Annotated in this window: 18 protein-coding genes; 8 read left to right on the top strand and 10 right to left on the bottom strand. The window is 55.3% G+C overall.

Going from position 1 to position 15,608, the window contains the following annotated elements; all coding sequences use genetic code 11:
• Nucleotides 1-151 precede the first annotated feature (151 nt).
• Together nth and ABWV33_RS16445 are read left to right on the top strand one after the other, a co-directional pair.
• Entirely contained in the window at nt 152-796 is a 645-nt protein-coding gene (gene nth, locus ABWV33_RS16450; RefSeq protein WP_353332283.1) for an endonuclease III, read from the top strand.
• Complete coding sequence (locus tag ABWV33_RS16445) at nt 793-1,782, top strand: adenosine kinase (protein WP_353332281.1); 990 nt, start codon at nt 793-795, stop codon at nt 1,780-1,782. The genes nth and ABWV33_RS16445 overlap by 4 nt, the downstream gene beginning before the upstream one ends.
• 170 nt (nt 1,783-1,952) lie before the next feature.
• Here the strand turns inward: ABWV33_RS16445 and ABWV33_RS16440 are convergent, their stop codons facing one another.
• On the bottom strand, nt 1,953-2,438 hold the full coding sequence (locus ABWV33_RS16440) for an RNA pyrophosphohydrolase (protein ID WP_353332353.1): 486 nt from the start codon (nt 2,436-2,438) through the stop codon (nt 1,953-1,955).
• Nucleotides 2,439-2,571: 133 nt separating this feature from the next.
• On the opposite strand from ABWV33_RS16440, the gene ABWV33_RS16435 reads away from it, so the two are divergent.
• Nucleotides 2,572-4,599, top strand: coding sequence for an FAD-dependent oxidoreductase (locus tag ABWV33_RS16435; protein WP_353332279.1), 2,028 nt, complete (start codon nt 2,572-2,574; stop codon nt 4,597-4,599).
• Nucleotides 4,600-4,668: 69 nt separating this feature from the next.
• On the opposite strand, the gene ABWV33_RS16430 is transcribed toward ABWV33_RS16435, so the two are convergent.
• Nucleotides 4,669-5,109 (bottom strand): DUF4399 domain-containing protein, encoded by a 441-nt coding sequence (locus ABWV33_RS16430; RefSeq protein WP_113823697.1) that lies wholly within the window; start codon nt 5,107-5,109, stop codon nt 4,669-4,671.
• Between the two features lie 277 nt (nt 5,110-5,386).
• Here ABWV33_RS16430 and ABWV33_RS16425 point away from each other — a divergent pair, with 277 nt between their 5' ends.
• Complete coding sequence (locus ABWV33_RS16425) at nt 5,387-6,292, top strand: LysR family transcriptional regulator (protein WP_113823696.1); 906 nt, start codon at nt 5,387-5,389, stop codon at nt 6,290-6,292.
• Nucleotides 6,293-6,371: 79 nt separating this feature from the next.
• Here ABWV33_RS16425 and ABWV33_RS16420 read toward each other — a convergent pair whose 3' ends face one another.
• From ABWV33_RS16420 to ABWV33_RS16400, 5 genes are all read right to left on the bottom strand, one after another.
• Nucleotides 6,372-7,274 (bottom strand): OmpA family protein, encoded by a 903-nt coding sequence (locus ABWV33_RS16420; protein ID WP_353332276.1) that lies wholly within the window; start codon nt 7,272-7,274, stop codon nt 6,372-6,374.
• Nucleotides 7,274-7,846: a peroxidase-related enzyme gene (locus ABWV33_RS16415; protein ID WP_113823694.1), complete on the bottom strand. Its 573-nt coding sequence runs from the start codon at nt 7,844-7,846 to the stop codon at nt 7,274-7,276. The genes ABWV33_RS16420 and ABWV33_RS16415 overlap by 1 nt, the downstream gene beginning before the upstream one ends.
• 15 nt (nt 7,847-7,861) lie before the next feature.
• A complete protein-coding gene (locus ABWV33_RS16410) occupies nt 7,862-8,572 on the bottom strand; it encodes a GNAT family N-acetyltransferase (protein WP_353332274.1) in 711 nt (236 codons plus the stop codon).
• Complete coding sequence (locus ABWV33_RS16405; RefSeq protein ID WP_353332272.1) at nt 8,569-9,291, bottom strand: competence/damage-inducible protein A; 723 nt, start codon at nt 9,289-9,291, stop codon at nt 8,569-8,571. Before ABWV33_RS16405 ends, ABWV33_RS16410 begins: the two co-directional genes overlap by 4 nt.
• Before the next feature lie 72 nt (nt 9,292-9,363).
• Nucleotides 9,364-9,903: a TetR/AcrR family transcriptional regulator gene (locus tag ABWV33_RS16400; protein ID WP_353332270.1), complete on the bottom strand. Its 540-nt coding sequence runs from the start codon at nt 9,901-9,903 to the stop codon at nt 9,364-9,366.
• 95 nt (nt 9,904-9,998) lie between these two features.
• On the opposite strand from ABWV33_RS16400, the gene ABWV33_RS16395 reads away from it, so the two are divergent.
• The 3 genes from ABWV33_RS16395 (at nt 9,999) to map (ending at nt 12,384) form a co-directional block, all read left to right on the top strand.
• A complete protein-coding gene (locus tag ABWV33_RS16395) occupies nt 9,999-10,754 on the top strand; it encodes an SDR family NAD(P)-dependent oxidoreductase (protein ID WP_353332268.1) in 756 nt (251 codons plus the stop codon).
• Nucleotides 10,755-10,794: 40 nt separating this feature from the next.
• Complete coding sequence (sfsA, locus tag ABWV33_RS16390; RefSeq protein WP_113823689.1) at nt 10,795-11,487, top strand: DNA/RNA nuclease SfsA; 693 nt, start codon at nt 10,795-10,797, stop codon at nt 11,485-11,487.
• A gap of 81 nt (nt 11,488-11,568) precedes the next feature.
• Nucleotides 11,569-12,384, top strand: coding sequence for a type I methionyl aminopeptidase (gene map, locus ABWV33_RS16385; RefSeq protein ID WP_435302690.1), 816 nt, complete (start codon nt 11,569-11,571; stop codon nt 12,382-12,384).
• Nucleotides 12,385-12,398: 14 nt separating this feature from the next.
• Here map and ABWV33_RS16380 read toward each other — a convergent pair whose 3' ends face one another.
• From ABWV33_RS16380 to ABWV33_RS16370, 3 genes are all read right to left on the bottom strand, one after another.
• A complete protein-coding gene (locus ABWV33_RS16380) occupies nt 12,399-13,034 on the bottom strand; it encodes an HAD family hydrolase (RefSeq protein WP_353332265.1) in 636 nt (211 codons plus the stop codon).
• A gap of 89 nt (nt 13,035-13,123) precedes the next feature.
• Nucleotides 13,124-13,684, bottom strand: coding sequence for a 16S rRNA (guanine(966)-N(2))-methyltransferase RsmD (gene rsmD, locus ABWV33_RS16375; RefSeq protein ID WP_353332263.1), 561 nt, complete (start codon nt 13,682-13,684; stop codon nt 13,124-13,126).
• Nucleotides 13,681-14,892 carry an NAD(P)/FAD-dependent oxidoreductase gene (locus ABWV33_RS16370; RefSeq protein ID WP_353332261.1) on the bottom strand — a complete coding sequence of 404 codons (1,212 nt, stop codon included), beginning with the start codon at nt 14,890-14,892 and terminating at the stop codon, nt 13,681-13,683. The genes rsmD and ABWV33_RS16370 overlap by 4 nt, the downstream gene beginning before the upstream one ends.
• A gap of 98 nt (nt 14,893-14,990) precedes the next feature.
• On the opposite strand from ABWV33_RS16370, the gene ABWV33_RS16365 reads away from it, so the two are divergent.
• On the top strand, nt 14,991-15,476 hold the full coding sequence (locus ABWV33_RS16365) for a peroxiredoxin (RefSeq protein WP_113823684.1): 486 nt from the start codon (nt 14,991-14,993) through the stop codon (nt 15,474-15,476).
• The last annotated feature ends 132 nt before the right edge of the window (nt 15,477-15,608 follow it).

Raw genomic sequence — 15,608 nt, 5'->3', positions numbered from 1 at the left:
CTAGGGTCTCAAGCGACCCGAAACATGCGAAATGCAGCAGGTCCGCTCGCATAGCCTTGCGTTGCATAACTGGGACGTTTGGGATGCCTTCAAGCGACACCCCTTGCCTCGCCTCTTTACCCGACAGACATCCCACGGCATTACACTCTGCATGGCCAAGCAACTAGATTATCACACAATCCGCGAGATATTTTCGCGTTTTCAGGCAGCCGAGCCCGAACCCAAAGGGGAATTGGAGCACGTCAATGTCTATACTCTTGTCGTCGCTGTCGCTCTGTCAGCGCAGGCAACAGACGCAGGTGTAAACAAAGCAACCCGCGCATTATTCAAGATCGCAGATTCCCCGCAAAAGATGCTGGATCTGGGCGAAGAAGGCGTGACCGAACACATAAAAACCATCGGTCTGTTCCGTCAAAAAGCCAAGAATGTCATCAAACTCAGCCGCATCTTGGTCGAAGATTATGACGGCAAGGTTCCGAACTCTCGCGCGGCGCTGCAATCTTTGCCCGGAGTTGGCCGAAAGACAGCAAATGTGGTTTTAAACATGTGGTGGCACCAACCTGCCCAAGCGGTCGACACGCACATCTTTCGCGTCGGCAACAGATCCGGTATTGCGCCGGGTAAAGATGTCGATGCGGTCGAGCGGGCCGTCGAAGACAACATTCCTGCTGACTTTCAGCTCCATGCCCATCACTGGCTGATTTTACACGGCCGATATCATTGCAAAGCACGCAAGCCGCTGTGTGGCACCTGCCTCATTCGCGACTTGTGCATGTTCGAGGACAAGAACCTATGAAAACTTATCAACTCGTCGGAATCGGCAACGCCGTTGTGGACGTCATCAGCCAATCTGACGATAGCTTTCTCGATCTGATGGGAATTGAAAAAGGCATCATGCAGCTGATCGAACGGGATCGCGGCGAAGTGTTGTACGCCGCAATGGAAGGTCGCGTTCAGACCCCCGGCGGGTCTGTTGCAAATACCATCGCAGGTGCCGGTGCTTTGGGCTTGGAGGCTGCGTTTATCGGGCGTGTGCATGATGATGCCCTTGGACATTTCTATGCGGATGCGATGAACGAAGACGGGGTCGATTTTGTAAACCCACCCGTGGCGGGGGGCGAATTGCCCACATCGCGCTCAATGATCTTTGTCTCTCCCGACGGTGAGCGGTCAATGAACACCTATCTGGGGATTTCGTCCGAGCTAAGTTCGGCTGATGTTCCCAAAGAGGTTGCTGGCAAGTCGCAAATCATGTTCCTCGAAGGCTACCTGTTTGACAAAGACAAAGGGAAATCCGCCTTCCTAGAGGCAGCTCGTGATTGCCGCGAGGGCGGCGGGAAAACCGGCATCGCAATTTCCGATCCATTTTGCGTCGAGCGCCACCGTGCGGACTTCCTGTCTTTGATCGAAAATGAGTTGGATTATGTGATCGGTAACGAAGCCGAAATTAAGTCCCTGTTTGAGACAGACGACCTAGAAGACGCGTTGGCCAAAACGGCAGCCATCTGCCCACTGGTGGTCTGCACCCGATCCGGTGACGGGGTTTCGGTGTTCCACGAAGGAAAACGCATCGACGTCGCCGTTGAAAAGGTTGTTCCAGTGGATGCAACTGGCGCTGGTGATCAATTTGCCGCTGGTTTCCTATTTGGCCTCGCAACAGGTCGCGATCTCGAAACCTGCGCCCGCATTGGCTGCGTTTGCGCCCGTGAAGTTATCAGTCACATTGGTCCACGCCCGGAAGCGAATCTACAAGACCTCCTGCGTTCCGAAAACCTACTCTGATTGTACGGGCGGGTGTCCTCCCATCCGTCGTCAACATGCCTAACGGCATATTTCCTCCCGCTGGGCGAAGCGGCGCGTGGCAAAGCCACGCGCCGCTTCGCGGCCCCGCCGTCCGCAGGACGCGAGACCGAAGGTCGCGCAACCCGTTAACAAACCAGTGCGAAAAAACGTTAGCCTAGGTGTTCAGAAAACTCGGCCAGAACCGCGGCGTAGACGTCGCGTTTAAAAGGCACGATTTCCGCGATCAGCTGATCAGGTTCCTGCCATTTCCATCGGGTGAATTCAGGATATTCCGTCGCGATATTGACTTGGTCATCAGCTCCGTTGAACCGCAGCAAGAACCATTTTTGTTCTTGTCCGCGATAACGCCCTTTCCAGATAACTGGCACGATATCATGTGGTAAATCATAGGGCAGCCAGCCAGCAGTTTCAGTCACGACCTCGACCAGATCAGACGTCACCCCGGTTTCTTCCCACAACTCCCGCAATGCAGCGTCCTGAGGCGCCTCACCTTCATCAACCCCACCTTGCGGCATCTGCCACGCATCAGCATGGCGATCATTGCGCTGGCCGACAAAAATCTTGCCTTGCGCATTCATCAACATCAGCCCCACACAGGGGCGATAGGGCAACTTAGCAATCTCTTCGGGGGTCATAGTCCGGGCCTCATCTTCGGGTTTTGCACTGTCTAACAAGCCAACCCCAGCACCGAAAGAGGGTGACGTTGGGTTTCGCGTGACTTCGCGCTGCCACGCAGCAATCTTACGCTCCAACATTAGGGAGAGTGCAATGACTGTGTACCCAAACATGCTGGCCCCGCTGGATCTGGGCTTTACGACTCTGAAAAACCGCGTGCTGATGGGGTCCATGCACACCGGTCTTGAAGAAACAAAAGACTGGAACCGAGTTGCCGAGTTCTATGCGGACCGTGCACGGGGTGGTGTTGCCCTGATGGTAACAGGGGGCATCGGTCCCAACCTAGAAGGGTCTGTTCTGCCGGGTGCATCGATGATGACCAACGACGAAGATGTCGCAAATCACTCCATCATCACCGACCGAGTCCACGAAGCGGGCGGAAAAATCGCAATGCAGATTCTGCATGCAGGTCGCTATGCTTATGGGCCAAAATGTGTTGCCCCCAGCCCGGTCAAGTCTCCTATCTCGCCTTTCCCTCCGAATGAGTTGGACGAAGACGGCATCGAAAAGCAGATCGCCGACATCGCGAATGCAGCTGTCCTAGCCCAAAAGGCTGGTTACGATGGTGTCGAAATTATGGGCTCCGAAGGCTACTTCCTTAACCAGTTCCTCGTCACCCACACCAACAAGCGCGACGACCAATGGGGCGGCTCATACGAAAACCGGATGCGACTGCCAATCGAAGTGGTACGTCGCACCCGCGCAGCCGTCGGCACCGACTTTATCATAATCTATCGCCTGTCGATGATCGATCTCGTGCCGAATGGCTCCACCCATGATGAAGTGGTCCAGCTGGCCCGTGAAATCGAAAAAGCGGGTGCGACGATCCTGAATACGGGTATTGGGTGGCACGAAGCGCGCATCCCGACCATTGCAACCAGCGTGCCGCGCGCTGCGTTTGCTTGGGTCACCAAACAACTAATGGGCAAGGTTTCGATCCCGATCATCACCTCTAACCGGATCAACACTCCGGATGTTGCAGAGCAAGTGCTGGCCGATGGCTGTGCCGATATGATTTCAATGGCCCGCCCGATGCTGGCAGACGCAGACTTTGTGAACAAAGCCGCGGCAGATCAGGCCGCCAAAATCGCACCCTGCATCGCCTGCAACCAAGCCTGCCTGGATCATACGTTTAGCGGAAAACTCACCTCGTGCCTGGTGAACCCGCGCGCCTGTTTCGAAACCGAGCTGATCATCACCAAAACAGACACGCCCAAAACCGTGGCTATTGTTGGCGCAGGACCTGCGGGCCTGTCCACCGCCATGGCCGCTGCGCAACGCGGGCATGATGTCACTCTGTTTGACCGTGCTGACGAAATTGGCGGACAGCTCAACATCGCCAAACAGGTTCCCGGCAAAGAGGAGTTCTGGGGCCTCGTCGATTGGTATCGCACCATGATTGCGGATCTGGACATCAAGGTTGAATTGGGCCGGAATGTCTCGGCGGCAGATTTGACCGGCTATGACGAAGTGATCATCGCCACGGGTGTTACGCCACGCGATCCCGGCATCCCCGGTCAGGATCGGGACAACGTGCTCGACTATATCGACGTGCTGCGCCACAAGGCCCCCGTCGGGAAACGCGTTGCGGTGATCGGCGCCGGTGGTATCGGCTTTGATGTGTCTGAATTCCTGCTGCACCAAGGGGACAGCCCAACAGAAAACCTGCCGCTGTGGATGAAAGAATGGGGCGTCGCTGATCCATCTGAACATCGCGCGGGTCTGGCCCCAGAGGGGCCGCAACCCCACACCCCAGCGCGTCAGGTCACCCTGCTGCAGCGTAAGAAACAGGCGCACGGCAAGGGTCTTGGAAAAACTACTGGCTGGATTCACCGCGCCACGCTCAAGATGAAGAACGTGGAATTTGTCGGCGGCGTGAATTACGAGCGGATCGACGATGAGGGTCTGCATGTTTCCTTTGGTGAAGCACGCGAAAACCCAACAGTGATCGCATGCGATACGGTCGTGATGTGCGCCGGACAACTCTCAGATCGTTCTTTGGCGGATGCTCTGATCGAACAAGGGATCACCCCACATGTCATCGGGGGTGCAGACGTGGCGGCCGAATTGGATGCCAAGCGCGCCATTAACCAAGGCACCCGCCTAGCGGCAGCGCTGTAAACAAAGGGGCACGTTTTGCCCCTGTTACCTCGCGCGGTCATCGAAGACGACCACCGCGCGGGGTGAAACCTATTTCACTTCAATCGTTATCACATCAGACACAATCGGTTTGGCATGTGGAACATGACCATAATCTCCCAACACCAACTGCAAGGTATGTGATCCGGGGCTCAATTCGACGCTGACCTCGGTTTGACCGCCTCCAAAGTGCCGATGATTCTCATCCGATGGGATCCCATTGGACAGTTCATCCGCACCATCTTCGCCTTGGCCAAGCGCAGGACGATCAATCAAAAGGTGATGGTGACCTGTATTCTCCTGCTCTGTTCCCGCAGGGGCGACGCCCATTCCGCGCAGTCCGAATACCACAGTCAAAGGGGATTGAACCGTATCCCCATCGGCAAGATTAACAAAATACACCTGAGCATCAGGGTTCGAAGGTGTTTCCCCGCCCGCCCAGACGGGCCCGGCAAGAACGAGGGAAGCAACGGCGGCAATAAGGGTTTTCATCAGTTTTCCTCTGAAAAATTACGCAACACCTTTATTGTAGAGGTTGTTCTTCGTTTGTCGCGCTTTCCAACCCACACTTGGCGCAAACGTGAGACCGTGTCAGATTTACCAAACCCTAGAATCGCACATTTACCCTTTGGAAACGATTGTTTCCCCGTTTCCAAGTTACGGACGATCCGGGATAAAACCCTGATATTATCCCACCACCGCCCCCTTTCCGCCCAGATTGGACGCGATACCTGATCCTCGACGCAGAGGATAACCCGAGGACACGCGAATGGATCGACTCACTGAAATGGAAGCTTTTGCCAACGTGGTTGACCAAGGTGGATTCACGGATGCCGCAAAAAAGATGGGCATTTCGAAATCAGCCGTGTCCAAACACGTCTCAAGCCTTGAGGCGCGATTGGGTGCCAGGTTGCTAAACCGGACGACACGCCGGGTATCGCCGACCGAAATAGGTCTGGCCTATTATGATCGCGCCCGTCGCGTTCTGAATGACGCAGGCGAGGCTGATGCACTTGTCACATCCATGCAATCCGCCCCCTCAGGATTGCTGCGGATCAGCGTGGCAACTGATTTTGGTGTCAATCACCTGTCCCCTGTTTTGTCTGAATTTCTGTCCGACTTCCCCGATATCACCGTCAACATGGTTCTGAACAACCGCTATGTTGAATTGATTTCAGAAGGGTTCGACATGGCCGTCCGCATTGGTGAGCTAGAAGACAGTACGCTACGCGCCCGTAAGTTGACCGAAACAACAAAACGCATGATTGCGTCGCCGGCTTACTTTGAGAAATACGGACACCCACAAAAAATTGACGATCTGAACGAGCACAAACTGCTGCATTATTCTAGCCAATCCAGCGGGAATGTCTGGCGCCTGACCGCCCCTTCGGGTGAAAAGCGGCAGGTGCGAACCGCTGGCTGGCTCAGCGTCAATGACGGGCAGTCCCTGTTGAACGCCGCCATCTCTGGCCTTGGGATCGCCTATCTACCCAGCTATCTGTATGCAGATGCGATGGAGCAGGGTTTGGTCATGGACGCGATGCCGTCTTTGCCGGACGAAACGCAAGGTATCTATGCCGTTTATCCGCCGGGCCGGTTCACACAGCCCAAGGTTCGCGCCTTTATCGACTTTCTGGTTCACTCCTTTGCCGACAAAGGCCCAATGGAGTGGTAACCGCCAATTTTCATCTTGTTGCTTCCCTTAGCAACGCTACTTGCCCTGCACATCACGTGCGGGGCTTTTTTCTGCGTGCTTAACGAGACAGGGTTACGACCTCGACACGTCGGTTGATATCGCGACCTTCTGCGGTTTCATTCGTTCTGATCGGGGCCAAATACCCCATACCTTCGGCCTGAACCCGATCCGAGGCTATGCCATAACGTCCAACCAGCAATTCCCGCACGGCCTGCGCGCGCGCTTTGCCAAGCTTAATATTCGCCTCTAAGGCACCGATGTTATCGGTATGACCGACCAAAACGACCCTTAGATCGGGATCGCTTTCAAGAGCATCCACCAGCGCTTGCAGAGCTGGGACTTCCTCTTCCTGCAACGTGTTCGCGCCTTCTTTAAATGCGAGGCTATCAAGAACCGCATGTCCATCGCTTTTCAGCAAGTCCAAAAACGATTGCTCACTTGGCGCAGGACGCTCTGCTTCGGTCACAATCGGGACAGTCTTTTGCGTTCCCGGAGAAACCCGGATGAATTGAATATAAGCATCTGGCGATTGACGACTCACCAACAGGCTCAGCGCCTGGTCCCCTTTGGTCGCAGATAAGAACCGATAATCCCGTACCGCGACGAACATATCAGGGGCAGGAATCACGTCGGTCCCAAACCGAAAATCAAATCCTCCACAGGCGCGCGCGGCGCAATCCAGCAGAATATCATATCCGGCCTCCTGCAATTGGGTGCGCAGTGGGGCAAGAACCTGCAATGTTGTTCCCGCCCCGACACCAACACGCCAAGACCGTTTTTCAACACGTCCTTCCAGAGTGCGAACCGGAAGGGCATCATTGGCAAAGGGACCCGTTGGCAAATCATAAGAGGTCAACGGATTGACCCGATCTGTCAGTTGCTTAGCCCCAACCGGTAGCTGCAACTCCTGTGCCGCGACAGGCATCGCCATCACCAAGGCGCAGGAGAGCAGAAACCGCATCATCTGTACTGAGAATGATATTCGGCGTTGGGCACCATTGCAGTTGCGCTCGCGACCCGGTTGGACATGTTATAAAAACCCGCTACGTTGGCGATATCCCAGATATCCCGATCCGAGAACCCAACATCACGCAGCGCCTGACGGTGTTCTTCCTCGATCGTTGCGCTTTCGGTGGTCATTTTGGCAGCAAAATCCAACATTGCACGCTGGCGAGCATCCAATGGTGCTACACGGTAATTCATCACCAGCATCTCACCCAATACCGGGTCACCCGAAAGCCCGCGCACGGCAGCCCCGTGTGCAACCAGACAATAGAAACACTTGTTGATGGCGGAAACGACCACAGCGATCATCTCACGCTCGAGCTTGCTCAACCCACTGGGGGCCAGCATCAGGTCATTATACATCGCTGTAAAAGCATTCAGCTTGTCGATATCAAAGGCGTTGGCCTGCAACACGTTTGGCACCATGCCCAGCTTTTCAACGCAGATATCAAAGTACTTCTGCGTCTCCGCAGGCAGCGGATCCACCATTGGCAGGTCTAATGCGGTGGGCTCTTTGTTCTCAGTCACGTTTGTCTCTCTCCCCTAGACAAGATGGCGATAATGATACTCGGAAACCGGGTCCATCCCCAGCGACCGATACAGCGCATTTGCACCCTCATTCGCCTTTGTACACATCACGCTAAGGGTCTCTGCCCCGTTGTCCAGCGCCCAAAAAGCCGCGCCTCGCATCATCCACTTAGCCAATCCCTGCTTACGCTGAAAGGGCACGATCTCAAGCGCATGAAGCATCGCAATACCGTCATGGATGCCCACAAATCCCGCGCCACCCCGTTTATCGTTAAACCGGGCCAACAATCCCGTTTTTGGACCTTTGACCCGTTCCATAACGTCAAGCCGCGCAGGCCCAATGCCACCCTCTGCCCAGATCTCGCGCATGATCGAGAGTGGTTCCCAGATAGTGAAAATTGTAACGCGCGGGATGACCATATCCGTCAGCTTCTCGGCTGGGCAGGCATAGATAGTGACCGCATCCACGACGTCATAGCCACGTGCTTCAAGTTGAGCATCTAACTCCTCGTCGCCGGGCCGGATCATGAACAAGCGCTCCTGTCCCATTTCCAACATTGCCTGTTCGGCCGCATCGATATCAATCGCATTGCCATCGGCCGAAGTGGTGGCTGCCGAAACCCGACTGCCGCCACCTTGCCCCTCGCGCAGGGTAAAACCGCCAACCGTTTTCTGATCTGCGGCGGGCCATGTCTGATCAATCACATCAAACCAACGCACACTCATAGATCCAAATCCTTTGCCAATTGGGTTACGGCTGCATCAACCCGTGCGCCATCTGTTCCACGCACAACCACATTCGCCCCAAAGGCTCCGTTTACCTGAAACGGATAGCAGCCAATCGATAGATCTTCAAAAGCCTGCGCCGCTGCTGTCAGCGTTTCGGCAATCTCACCCTCGCCACGGTTAACGCGCAGGGTCTGTGACAATAAAGGCGCACCGCCCGTCAAGGTTGGCAGGACACTTGCCACCATAGCCTGAAAGATGTTCGGCACCCCGGCCATGACATGCACGTTCTCGATTGTGAAACCCGGCGCCGTCGATACAGGATTGTCAATCAAAGAAGCCCCATCCGGGATTCGTGCCATACGCAAACGAGCCTCATTCAGCTCGAGCCCAGTTTTGTCATAATGAGCTTGCAACAACGCCCGCGCATCCGCCCGAACATCTATGTGCACTCCAAAGGCACGCGCGATACAATCTGCCGTGATGTCATCATGGGTCGGGCCAATGCCCCCACTGGTAAAGACCTGATCATGCGCCTTGGCTAACGCCTGCACCGCAGTCACAATCGCAACTGGATCGTCGCTAACCACCCGGACTTCTTTCAGATCAATGCCTTGCTTGGTCAGCTCGCCTGCCAAAAAGTACATATTGGCGTCACGTGTCCTCCCAGACAGGATCTCATCCCCGATCACAAGCATCGCAGCAGTTGGGTTCGACATATCCTGTCTCCTTTTTGGCAGCAGAGCGTGCAAGATATCCTTCCCCGTCGGCCCTGCAAGCCCAGAACGGGATCAAATCCCCGCTTGATCCGTGATCTGATCGAACAAGTCCATGTCCTGCAGAGTGCGTGCAAGGATCATTGCCCCTTCAAGGCGTGCAATCAGCGCCCCCGCGCCAGCCCGCGCTTGCCCTGCTGTTTGGCCCTGTAATACGTGAATTTCCGTGACCCAAACCATATTTCGTTCAAAAAAGGCACGCGTTTTCAGTGCGACAGGTTCCGGCAAATGGCTGATTTCAGCCCCGAACATCCCACACAAACACATCAAACCATCCTCTAGCAGCGCGGCCCGGTATGCGGCGACATAGCGCGCCAACAACTGTTCAGGAGGCGCGCTATCAGGGGCGCCTAGAGCTGTAAGAAAGCGATCTGTGTACCGTTCAGCAATCGCGGCCCCCAAGGTTTCCTTGTTAGGGAAGTGATAATGTACACTGGCGGCCTTGATGCCAATTTCTGCGGCTATTTCGCGAAAGCTAAACGAATTGTAGCCTCCATTTCGGGCCATGCGTTCAGCAATATCGAGGATCTGCGTAACTGTGTCTGACTGAGCCATAGATCCCCCTTTTTTCTACCTACCTATAGATAGGGGTTGAAGCAAAGGCGTCAATTCCCAATATATCTACCTACCGATAGATAGGGAGTAACTTCATGACCACACAAACCACACTCATCATAGGGGGCACCAGCGGTATGGGTCTTGCCACCGCACGTTTAATCGCCGCCAAAGGCGAGCACCTGACACTTGTTGGGTCATCTTCGGAAAAGTTATCAGCTGCCAAAACTGAACTGGGCGATGCGGTTGAGACGCTTCAGGTCAATCTGCGGGATGCGACAGAAACAAACGCCTTCCTCGAAACACTCCACTCAACCCCGGGCCATATCTCCCGATTGGTGAACGCAGCGGGTACCTTTGCGCCCAAACCTTTCCTTGAGCATGACGGCGCGGACTATGACAGCTACATGGATCTGAACCGCGCGATCTTTTTCGCCACTCAAGCCGTTGCGCAAAATATGGTGAAATACGGCGGTGGGGCGATCGTCAATATCGGCTCTATGTGGGCGAAACAGGCTATCAAGGCGACCCCATCATCCGCATATTCAATGGCTAAGGCGGGACTACACTCTTTAACACAACATCTCGCGATGGAACTTGCCGCGCATAATATCCGCGTTAACGCCGTATCTCCTGCTGTTGTTGTCACGCCAATCTATGGCGCATTCATTGCCCCAACCGAAATTGAACAGACTCTGACAGCAGGCTTTGATGCCTTTCACCCAATCGGGCGCGTCGGGCAGGCTGATGACGTAGCCCATACAGTGGTCCATCTGTTGTCAGATCAAACATCCTGGGTCACGGGTGCGGTCTGGGATGTCGATGGCGGGGTGATGGCCGGGGTTGTCTAACCTCTTTTCCAATGGGCGGGGGTGCGATAGGCAGGAAAGTATGCAGTTTCCCACCCCTCTCATCCCCGCTCGCCTGATCCGCCGTTACAAACGCTTTCTGGCAGATTGCACATTAGAAGATGGCCGCGAAGTGACAGCTCATTGCGCCAACCCCGGCTCGATGATGGGGCTGGCGGAACCGGGTATGAAAATCTGGCTGGAACCAAATGATGACCCAAAGAAAAAGCTGAAATTCGGGTGGCGCCTGGTGGATCATGAAAACGGCCATTTCACGGGGGTGGATACCTCGGTTCCCAACAGAGCCCTGCGCGCTTCACTTGAAGCTGGCGAAATCCCCCAGCTCGCAGCTTATAAAACCGTCCGCCCCGAGGTCAAATACGGTGAAAAGAGCCGGATTGATTTCCTGCTCAGCGAACCCGGCCTGCCGGATGCCTATGTCGAAGTCAAAAGCGTCACCCTGTCGCGCCAAACCGGTCTGGCCGAATTCCCAGACAGCGTCACAGCCCGAGGCACCAAACATCTGGGGGAACTTGCGAACATGGTAGATCAAGGCCACCGCGCCATCATGCTCTACCTCGTGCAGCGCACCGATTGCACCCGCTTCGGATTGGCTGACGATATCGATCCTGCCTATGCCGCTGCATATCAAGCTGCCAACGCGAGGGGTGTTGAACGGCTAATCTATGACACCTTGATCACCCCAAACGGCGTCGCAGTGGGGAAATCTCTGTAAAGGTCAGCTGTCGTCCCCCCTCTAGCTCTTTCTGCACAAGCAGCGTAAAGAGAGCTAAGCGCTGAAACGATGGAGACTCCGTTGAAGAAAGACCTACGCGGCCGTGTCACAAAGGACGGCATCCGTATTTACGAACCGTCCGATTTTGCCGGCATGAAAGTCGCGGGCACCCTTGCTGCGCGTATTCTTGATGACATCGGGGCGCATGTGTTCCCCGGCCAAGCCACAAGCGAGATCGACAAGATCATCACGCAAATGGTTGAAGATGCAAACGCAACCTCGGCAACGATCGGCTACAAAGGCTACCAGCACGCCAGCTGTATCTCAGTCAATCACGTGGTCTGCCACGGCATTCCCGGTGATAAAAAGCTCAAGGATGGCGACATCCTGAACATTGATGTCACGGTGATCGTTGATGGTTGGTTTGGCGACACAAGCCGTATGTTTGTGGCCGGGAAACTACCCCGCAAGGCGGAACGGCTTATTCAAATCACCCATGATTCGCTGATGAAGGGGATCGAGATGGTCAAACCGGGCAACACGTTCGGTGACATTGGCCACGCGATACAGTCCTTTGTCGAAGCCCACCGCATGAGCGTCGTGCGCGATTTCTGTGGGCACGGTCTGGGACAGGTTTTCCACGCGCCGCCAAACGTGCTGCACTATGGCCGCCCCGGTACTGGCGCAGTTCTTGAAGAAGGCATGTTCTTTACCATCGAACCGATGGTGAATCTGGGCCGCCCGGAAACCAAGACTTTGGCCGATGACTGGACCGCCGTCACACGCGACAAATCCCTGTCAGCACAGTTTGAACACTCCGTCGGTGTGACCGCCACCGGGGTTGAGATCTTTACTCTCTCACCCGCTGGCACCTTCCACCCGACCTACACAAGCTAATCAGACGGTCCCGGTTATTGCGCCAGCAAAGCCGGGACATCGGCCATATCGTGAAACACTTCGGCCCCAAGCGCGCGTAAATTAGCCCCATCCGAATGTTCCGCATATCCCAAACAACGCATCTCGGCCCGGATCGCAGCGGTTACGCCGCTGGGACTGTCTTCGATAACGACCGGGTTTGACGCCCCGAACTGTTTAGCTGCAGCCAAGAACAAATCCGGCTCTGGTTTTCCAACACCAAAGGAATGCGCCGAAAACATGCACCCCTGAAACCGATCCCAAAGCCCGTTCTGGCCAAGCGTGATCAGCATCTTATCTTCGCTACCGTTTGACGCCACACAGCAGGAAATGCCCTGTTCGTCTAGATATCCCAATAGGGTCGAAATACCAGCCACCAGCGGCACCCCGGCGCGCAAGCCTGCATAGGTTTCGGCATAGATCTCATCGATCCAGTTTTCTGGGAGATCCGCCCCCATGCTTTGCGCCTTTTGCATCACGCCCCGCATTGTCCCGCCGACAAAATGTGCCATGCATTCAGACAGAGTCAGCGACACGCCGTAGCCCGCCAAATTGCCCGCCAAAACTTGGTTCGACACCACTTCGCTGTCGACCAATACGCCGTCACAATCGAAAATTACTAAATCATGCATCAATGCCATCCTTACAGGTCTGTCCCCTGTCTAAGTCGCCTTGCAAAATCTGCCAAACTACCACTCGGCGCATTCCTGCCAGACGTGTTTCAGTTCGAAACATCCCGCCACATCAACGCGATATGCGTGTCACTGTATCTGCGCGTGTCTTGCAACGAGAACCCATCCGGCGCGGCCATCGGCTGGCTTTCTTCCCAGACGATCAGCGCATCATCTGCGATCCACCCACCTTCGACCGCCAGTGCCAACGCCTTTTGGCCCATGCTTTTGCCATACGGCGGGTCCAAAAACACCAGATCATAAGGTGCGGCTGGATTGGGCCCCAAACGCGTGGCATCGCGCCGTGCCAACTCTGTCCGTTCTTTGCTTCGTGTTATGTCGATATTCTTGCGGATCAACCCCTGCGCCACGCGCCCGTCATCCACAAAGGTCACGTGTTCGGCCCCACGCGACAGAGCCTCTAGCCCCAGCGCTCCGGTGCCTGCAAATAGGTCCAGCACACGCGCCCCGGGTATGGCCCCCGTGTGGGTCAGCACATTAAACAAGCTTTCGCGCACACGATCAGTGGTGGGGCGCAAATGTGCGCCCACATCCCCTTTTCCAACCGAGGCCAACGCACGGCCCCGGAAATCTCCGGCTATGATCCTCACGCTGTCAAAAGCGGTTTCAGGTCAGCTTCGGAATCGGCCACAATAGCGCGATCAGCGGTCTTACCCGCATCAATCAAGCGCTTGCCGATCATATAGGCGCGCGGATCATTCATCGCATCCACCGCCAAAAGCTGATCGCCTTTGTAATACCAGAAAGAATTTGTCAGCCCCTCGCCCTTGCGGGTGACAACGTTATCGAACCCTGTGTTCAGACCCGCAATTTGCAGTTTCACATCATACTGATCCGACCAGAACCAAGGTGTCGCAACATAATCCTTGTCCGCACCCATGATATTTTGGGCCACGATTTCGGCCTGATCGATCGCGTTGGGTACGCTTTCCAGACGAATACGGCCGCCTTTGTACGGGAATGACGCACAATCCCCCGCCGCCCAAATCACAGCGTCCGAGGTCCGGCCGTGCGCGTCGGTCTTGATACCATTTTCCAAAGTCACCCCAGCCATTTCGGCCAACTCAACCGAAGGTGCAATGCCAACCCCAACAACCGCGAAATCAATCTCAATCTCACTTCCATCGGTCAATACGGCCCCGGTCACTTTGCCGTCTGTGCCGACCAGGTGATCCAGGCCAACGCCTTCGCGAATGTCCGCACCATGACTGGTGTGCAAATCCCGGAAATAGTCGCTGGTTTCAGTCGCCGCGACACGTTGCAGAATACGATCGGCCATCTCAACCAAAGTCACTTGAACGCCGCGTTTGGCACAGACCGCCGCTGCCTCTAGCCCGATGTACCCGCCGCCAATAATCAAGGCTCGCGCGCCGTCTTTGAACTCTGGCGACATTGCATCCGCATCCGCCAGATCCCGGACCAAAAACACGTTCTTCAAATCGCCACCGATCTTGGCAGGCAACCGGCGTGGGTCTGATCCGGTGGTCAGCGCCAGATGATCATAGGAAATCACCTCATCGCCGACCGTGACCGTCTTGGCTACGGCATCAATCGCAGTCACCCGCTGGCCTAGCTTCACGGTGATGTTCTGATCCTCATAGAAACTGGCTGGGCGCAGAAACAGTCGCTCCAACTCCATATCACCCAACAGATATGCCTTGCTGAGCGGCGGACGCTGATACGGCAGAACCGGCTCGGCTCCGATCAGGGTAATCTCACCGTCAAATCCATCCTTGCGCAATTTTGCGACCAAAGAGGATCCGGCCTGACCTGCTCCAATTACAACAACATGGCTCATGGGTATTCTGCCTCACAGGAATTTTTGTGGTCTCTGGGTTCTGCTCAGCTATATGCGGCATGAAACGAAACCGCAAAAAAAACGTGAGGATATTTCGGATGATTTCGATTGGTGAGCACCTGCCTGAGGCGACTTTGACCCAAATGGGACCCAATGGCCCTGAACAGGTGTCAATTTCAGATAAAACCGCTGGCCGCAAAGTTGTGATCTTTGCTGTTCCCGGCGCTTTCACGCCGACCTGCCATTCGGCCCACGTTCCCAGCTTCATTCGCACCAAGGACCAGTTCACTGAAAAAGGCGTCCAAGAGATCATCTGCCTGTCGGTCAATGACCCCTTTGTCATGGCAGAATGGGGCAAGGTCACAGGTGCCTCTGAGGCAGGATTATCCATGATAGCAGACGCCGAATGCACATTTACCGATGCAATCGGCATGCGCTTTGATGCGCCCCCTGCGGGGCTGATCGCCCGCTCGCTGCGCTACGCAATGTTGGTCGAAGATGGTAAGGTTGTGGCCTTGAACATGGAGACACAGCCCGGCACGTGTGAGCTGACTGCAGGCGAAGGATTGCTCGACGTCATCTGATTTGGGGGGGCTGCAATGCCACAGATCTAACCCAAGACACAGGGTGAACCCTGCCCTGCTCAACCGCTTCTGCGCGGTTGGGCAACATTTTCCCTAAACACCGGTTAGGATGGCTGGTTTCGGCCCTTTGGA

The organism is Phaeobacter sp. NW0010-22 (genome assembly GCF_040365955.1).
Classification (GTDB): Bacteria; Pseudomonadota; Alphaproteobacteria; order Rhodobacterales; family Rhodobacteraceae; genus OMPR01.
The sequence above is the reverse complement of the archived record's forward strand: the minus strand, read 5'-3'. Positions and strand labels throughout refer to the sequence as shown.

What these genes read in the sequence shown, in the direction of transcription:
- ABWV33_RS16440 (WP_353332353.1), bottom strand. Translation starts at nt 2,438, where the DNA reads ATGACCCCCGAAGAGATTGCTAAGTTGCCCTATCGCCCCTGTGTGGGG.
- sfsA (WP_113823689.1), top strand. Translation starts at nt 10,795, where the DNA reads ATGCAGTTTCCCACCCCTCTCATCCCCGCTCGCCTGATCCGCCGTTAC.
- ABWV33_RS16445 (WP_353332281.1), top strand. Translation starts at nt 793, where the DNA reads ATGAAAACTTATCAACTCGTCGGAATCGGCAACGCCGTTGTGGACGTC.
- ABWV33_RS16380 (WP_353332265.1), bottom strand. Translation starts at nt 13,034, where the DNA reads ATGCATGATTTAGTAATTTTCGATTGTGACGGCGTATTGGTCGACAGC.
- ABWV33_RS16425 (WP_113823696.1), top strand. Translation starts at nt 5,387, where the DNA reads ATGGATCGACTCACTGAAATGGAAGCTTTTGCCAACGTGGTTGACCAA.
- ABWV33_RS16420 (WP_353332276.1), bottom strand. Translation starts at nt 7,274, where the DNA reads ATGCGGTTTCTGCTCTCCTGCGCCTTGGTGATGGCGATGCCTGTCGCG.
- nth (WP_353332283.1), top strand. Translation starts at nt 152, where the DNA reads ATGGCCAAGCAACTAGATTATCACACAATCCGCGAGATATTTTCGCGT.
- ABWV33_RS16365 (WP_113823684.1), top strand. Translation starts at nt 14,991, where the DNA reads ATGATTTCGATTGGTGAGCACCTGCCTGAGGCGACTTTGACCCAAATG.
- ABWV33_RS16410 (WP_353332274.1), bottom strand. Translation starts at nt 8,572, where the DNA reads ATGAGTGTGCGTTGGTTTGATGTGATTGATCAGACATGGCCCGCCGCA.
- ABWV33_RS16405 (WP_353332272.1), bottom strand. Translation starts at nt 9,291, where the DNA reads ATGTCGAACCCAACTGCTGCGATGCTTGTGATCGGGGATGAGATCCTG.
- ABWV33_RS16395 (WP_353332268.1), top strand. Translation starts at nt 9,999, where the DNA reads ATGACCACACAAACCACACTCATCATAGGGGGCACCAGCGGTATGGGT.
- ABWV33_RS16430 (WP_113823697.1), bottom strand. Translation starts at nt 5,109, where the DNA reads ATGAAAACCCTTATTGCCGCCGTTGCTTCCCTCGTTCTTGCCGGGCCC.
- ABWV33_RS16370 (WP_353332261.1), bottom strand. Translation starts at nt 14,892, where the DNA reads ATGAGCCATGTTGTTGTAATTGGAGCAGGTCAGGCCGGATCCTCTTTG.
- ABWV33_RS16400 (WP_353332270.1), bottom strand. Translation starts at nt 9,903, where the DNA reads ATGGCTCAGTCAGACACAGTTACGCAGATCCTCGATATTGCTGAACGC.
- ABWV33_RS16435 (WP_353332279.1), top strand. Translation starts at nt 2,572, where the DNA reads ATGACTGTGTACCCAAACATGCTGGCCCCGCTGGATCTGGGCTTTACG.